The organism is Streptomyces sp. (assembly GCF_031178505.1).
Classification (GTDB): Bacteria; Actinomycetota; Actinomycetes; order Streptomycetales; family Streptomycetaceae; genus Streptomyces; species Streptomyces gulbargensis.
The window spans coordinates 1-5,233 of sequence record NZ_JAPSIW010000513.1 but is presented as its reverse complement, the minus strand read 5'-3'; the positions used below and the strand labels follow the sequence as shown (position 1 = coordinate 5,233).

General features: G+C 72.3%; 5 protein-coding genes. 3 read left to right on the top strand and 2 right to left on the bottom strand.

The annotated features are described in order from the left end of the window. Positions 1-23: 23 nt before the first annotated feature. A complete protein-coding gene (locus tag RIF68_RS26620) occupies positions 24-1,601 on the top strand; it encodes a carbohydrate-binding protein (RefSeq protein ID WP_309053839.1) in 1,578 nt (525 codons plus the stop codon). 129 nt (positions 1,602-1,730) lie between these two features. Beyond that, positions 1,731-2,813, top strand: a complete 1,083-nt coding sequence (corA, locus tag RIF68_RS26615) for a magnesium/cobalt transporter CorA (RefSeq protein WP_309053840.1) — start codon at positions 1,731-1,733, stop codon at positions 2,811-2,813. A gap of 11 nt (positions 2,814-2,824) precedes the next feature. Here corA and RIF68_RS26610 read toward each other — a convergent pair whose 3' ends face one another. Both RIF68_RS26610 and RIF68_RS26605 read right to left on the bottom strand, forming a co-directional pair. Continuing rightward, positions 2,825-3,790, bottom strand: a complete 966-nt coding sequence (locus tag RIF68_RS26610) for an NAD-dependent epimerase/dehydratase family protein (RefSeq protein ID WP_309053838.1) — start codon at positions 3,788-3,790, stop codon at positions 2,825-2,827. 17 nt (positions 3,791-3,807) lie between these two features. Beyond that, complete coding sequence (locus tag RIF68_RS26605) at positions 3,808-4,767, bottom strand: ScbA/BarX family gamma-butyrolactone biosynthesis protein (RefSeq protein ID WP_309053837.1); 960 nt, start codon at positions 4,765-4,767, stop codon at positions 3,808-3,810. A gap of 128 nt (positions 4,768-4,895) precedes the next feature. On the opposite strand from RIF68_RS26605, the gene RIF68_RS26600 reads away from it, so the two are divergent. Beyond that, a partial coding sequence (locus tag RIF68_RS26600; RefSeq protein ID WP_309053836.1) for a TetR family transcriptional regulator occupies positions 4,896-5,233 on the top strand: 338 nt, incomplete at its 3' end.

The following is a 5,233-nucleotide window of genomic DNA, read 5'->3' as shown; positions in this document are numbered from 1 at the left end:
CCCCCACACCCAGGAGCCCATCGATGCGCACCCGATCCGTCACCGCGAGCGTGAGCCTGCTGGCCGGCACGCTCGTGGCGCTGTCCGGCACCACGGCGCAGGCCGCGACCACCCGCTACGAGGCCGAGGCCTCCCCCGCGGTCTGCACCGGCACCATCGAGTCCGACTGGGCCGGCTACACCGGCAGCGGTTTCTGCAACGGCACCAACGCGGTCGGCGCCTCCGTCCAGTTCACCGTGACCGCGCCCGCCGCCGGCACGGCGACCCTCCACGTCCGCTTCGCCAACGGCACCACCGCGGCGCGCCCCGCGAACGTCCTCGTCAACGGCGCGACGGCCGCGTCGGTCACCTTCGAGAGCACCGGCACCTGGGACGCCTGGACGACCAAGACCCTGACCGTTCCGGTCGCCGCGGGATCCCACACCGTGCGCCTCAGCCCCACCGCCGCGGCCGGCCTGCCCAACGTGGACCACCTGGACGCCGAGGTGTCCGGCACCACCACACCGCCGCCCTCCGCCTCGGCGCTGTACGTCGCCCCGAACGGCACCGCCGGCGCGGCCGGAACCCTCGCGGACCCGACGACGCTGCCCTCCGCGATCTCCCGGGTCACCCCCGGCGGCACGATCCACCTGCGCGGCGGCACGTACCGCCACGCGCAGACGATCACCATCCCGCCGGGCAACAACGGCACGGCCGCCGCCCGGACGAAGCTCGCCGCCTACCCGGGCGAGACACCCGTGCTGAACTTCTCGGCGATGAGCGAGGGTTCCGCGAACCGCGGCCTCGCCGTCAACGGCTCCTACTGGCACATCCACGGCATCGTCGTCGAACGGGCCGGGGACAACGGCATCTTCGTCGGGGGCAGCAACAACGTCATCGAGCGCACGGTCACCCGCTTCAACCGCGACTCCGGCCTCCAGCTCTCCCGGATCGCCTCCACCACCCCCCGCGACCAGTGGCCGTCGAACAACCTGATCCTGAGCGCCGAGTCCCACGACAACGCCGACGCCGCGGGCGAGAACGCGGACGGCTTCGCCGCCAAGCTCACCGTCGGCCCGGGCAACGTCTTCCGCCACACCGTGGCCCACCACAACATCGACGACGGCTGGGACCTCTACACCAAGACCGACACCGGCCCCATCGGCACCGTGACGATCGAGGACTCCCTCGCCCACGACAACGGCACGCTCTCCGACGGCACCCAGAACGCCAACGGCGACCGCAACGGCTACAAGCTCGGCGGCGAGGGCATCGCCGTGGACCACGTCGTACGCCGCAGCATCGCCTTCCGCAACGGCAAGCACGGCTTCACCTACAACAGCAACCCGGGCTCGATGGCCGTCTCCCGGAACCTCGCCGTCGACAACGCCCAGCGCAACTTCCAGTTCGACGCCGGCACGTCCGTCTTCCGCGGCAACACCTCCTGCCGGAGCGGCAGCGGCACCAACGACCGGACCGTCGGGGACGCCGACGCCTCGAACCAGTTCTGGAACGGTACGAACGGCTCCCGCTGCTCCTCCTTCACCGGGGCCCTGGCCTGGTCCTACACGTCCGACGGCCGGCTGGCGGTGACGCTGGGCGGCAAGCCGGTCGTCCTGTGACCTGACGGCCCGGCGGCGTCGCCCGCTCCTTCGCTCCGCGCCCCCGGTGCACGGCTCCCGCCCCGTACACCGGGGGCGCGGACGGTGGCAGACTGACCGTCGTTCTGCCGAAGGAGTGTCCCCGTGTCGATGATCCAGCGTCTGCGCAGCGCCGTCCGCCGGTCCTACCGGCGGACGGTCGACCTCAGCCACCCCGCGCGCTCCCCGCTCGGCAGCTCGGTCGTCAACTGCGTGGTCTACCTGGACGGCGTACGGCGCTCCGGCCGCGGCTCCGTCGAGGAGGCCCTGCGGCAGGTCCGCAGGACGGGCGAGGGCTTCGTGTGGATCGGCCTGCACGAGCCGGAGGAGAAGGAGCTGACCGGCCTGGCCGAGCTGTTCGGCCTGCACCCGCTGGCGGTGGAGGACGCGGTCCACGCCCATCAGCGGCCCAAGGTGGAGGAGTACGACGGCGTCCTGTTCGCCGTCTTCAAGACGGTCCGGTACGTCGACCACGAGGAGCTGACCGCCACCAGCGAGGTGGTCGACACCGGCGAGCTGATGGCCTTCGTCGGCCCCGATTTCGTGATCACCATCCGACACGGCGGGCACGGCTCGCTCGGGCCGCTGCGGGAGGCCCTGGAGGCTCTGCCCGCGCAGCTGGCCAAGGGGCCGTCCGCCGTCCTGCACGCGGTGGCGGACCATGTGGTGGACGACTACCTCGCCGTGGCCGACGCCGTGCAGGACGACCTCGACGCCATCGAGAACGCGGTCTTCGGCGAACAGACGGACCGGCGGGACGCCGGGCGCATCTACCAGCTCAAGCGCGAACTGCTCGAACTGCGGCGGGCGGTGGCCCCGCTGGGCCGACCACTCCAGCAGCTGGCGACGCGGCCGATACCGCTGGTGGACCCGGACATCCGCGCGTACTTCCGGGACGTGGCCGACCACCTCTCCCGGGTCACCGAGCAGATCGCCTCCTACGACTCCCTGCTCGACTCGATACTCCAGGCCCACCTGGCGCAGGTGACCGTCGCGCAGAACGAGGACATGCGCAAGATCACCGCGTGGGCGGCGATCGTCGCCGTCCCCACCATGGTCTGCGGCGTGTACGGCATGAACTTCGACCACATGCCCGAGCTGCGCTGGACCTACGGCTACCCGCTGGTCCTGGCCGTCATCGCCGTCGGCTGTTTCCTGATCCACCGGGGGTTCCGCCGCAACGGCTGGCTCTGACCGCCCGTCTCTCAGACGCCGCCGAAGGATTCCCGGTACCAGGCCTCGTGCCGTGCGAACCCGGCGGTGAAGCCGGGGCCGGGGTCGCAGCCGAGCTCCGTCCAGGGACGGTCGTCGGCGAACCAGTGGTCGGTCGCGAGCATGGCGAGGTGGTGCGCGGCGAAGGGGACGTCGGCGAGCAGCACGCGGGCCGTTTCGAGATCCACGGTGGTGCCCCGGGGCCGGCTCCTGCGGTGGGCGAGCAGCCGTTCGGCCGCGCCGAGCAGCTCGGTCACCGGCACGGGCCGGGGATGGTCGACGTGGTAGGGACCGGGTTCGGTGCCGGGCGCGAGCGCCGCGCCGAGGAGGACGCGCCCCAGCGTGTCCGCGTCGATCATGGAATGCAGCGTGTCGCCGGCCGCGAGGGGTCCGGGCAGCGCGTCCAGGAGCCGGACGAGGCCCGGCATCACCTGGCGGTCGCCCGTGCCGTACACGAGATGGGGCCGCAGGACGGTGCCCCCGGCGTCGAGCACGTGCCCTTCCGCCGCCGCGCGGGTGCGGCTGGTCGCGGAGCCCGGCGCGAGCGGCAGGGTGCCGGGGGCGGCGGCGCGGAAGGGCCCCCGGCCGTGGACGGAGGCGGTGCTCAGGGCGACGATCCGGGTGACCCCGGCCCGTACGGCCGCCCGGACCAGGGCACGGGTCCCCTCGTCGTTGACGGTTCGGAGCAGCTCCTCGTCGCCGCCGACGGCCGCGGCGCAGTGCACGAGGACGTCGACGCCCTCGCAGGCCCGGCGCAGGGAGTCGGGGTCGGTCAGGTCGCCGGGGACGGTCTCGTACCCGGGGCCGGAACCGGCTCCGTCCGCCGTGCGGGCCGGTGGGTCGACGGGGCGGCGGGTGAGCAGGCGTACGTGCGCGAGGTCGTCGCGTCCGGCGGTGGCGGCCAGGACCCGGCTGCCGATGAAGCCGGTCGCGCCGGTGAGGAGGAGGCGGGGTGCCACGGTCGCGTCCATCTCGTTCAGCCGGCCAGCCGGCGGTCGAGGCCCAGGCCGAGGCCGGCGACGGCCAGGCCGCGCGACGGGGAGGTGAGGTCGCAGTGGAAGACGGGCCGGCCGTCCTGGTGGCCGGTGACCTTGACGGTGGTCACCGAGTCGTCCCGGGTGGGAACGGTCTCGGCCTCGATCCAGCAGGGGCTGTCGAGTTCGGCGTAGCGGGCGAAGGAGACGTTCATGACGGTGGGCAGGTAGGCGCTGCCGCCGCCGACGGTGAGGGCGGCCGCCTGGCGTGCGGCTTCGAGGAGCACCATGCCCGGCACGTGGTCGTTGGGCCGCCGGAAGAGGGTGGTGTGGGCGGTGTTCACGCGCAGCTGCCACTGGTGGGGGGCGGGACCGGGGGCGAGGGTCACGTCCCGCGAGTGCGCGCGGCCGACCAGGTGCGGTTCGACGCCGGGGATGAGCGGGACGGGGCGGCCGAGCGCGGCCATGCGCCGTCCGCGGATCCTGCGGTAGGCGAGGGCGGAGGTGCAGCGGGCGAGCGCGCTGCCGGTGGCGAGCAGCCGGCCGTCACGGGTGAGGACCAGGGTGCTGCGCAGGTTGCGCAGGCTGTTGCCGCGGCTGGTGAGGTCGGAGCAGACGAGGTCGACGGTGATCTCGGAGGAGAGCCCGTCGACGGCGAGGACCTCGGGATCGGCGGAGTACGAGAGGCCCCACATGACGAACTGATCGTCCACGGGTACCCCGAGTTCGGCATGAGCCACGAGCATGGTGGCCTGTCGTATCGTCTCGGCCACCAGGACGGGGTCGTGCCGGTCTCCCGCGACCGGAGAGAAGAAAGGATGGGACGCGGGCCAGTGCGCGGTCACGGTGAAACGGTTCTCCCTGAGCTGGGTCCAGCTCGTCGGGAGGATGTCCTCGGGATCCGTTCGGTGGACGAACTCCCCGGGGACGGTCGATGTCGTTCCTCGGTGGTTCTGATCCATGGATTCCCCTCGCGTCCCCGCGCCCCCGGGCGGTGACACCGCCCGACGTAGATTACGTAGAGCACGGTTTTCTTTTCAATGCTTCACGTCACACGTTGAGCACAGACAGCGAGACAGCAGGAGGCGCCTTGGCGCAGCAAGCGCGTGCAATCCGAACGCGGCGGTTGCTCCTCGAGTCGGCCGCGTCCGTCTTCGCCGAGCGCGGTTACGAGCGGACGACCATCGGGGAGATCCTGACCCGTGCCGGGGTGACCAAGGGTGCCCTGTACTTCCACTTCGCCTCCAAGGAGGAGCTGGCCCTCGGTGTGCTGGAGGCCCAGATGCTCGACGTGCCGCTCATCCCGCAGGACGTCAAGATCCAGGAGCTGGTCGACCAGGCGTATCTGCTGACCCACCGGTTGCAGCGGGACGCGCTGGTGCGGGCGAGTGTCGCCCTGGCCCTGGACAGCGGTGCGTCCGAGGTCAA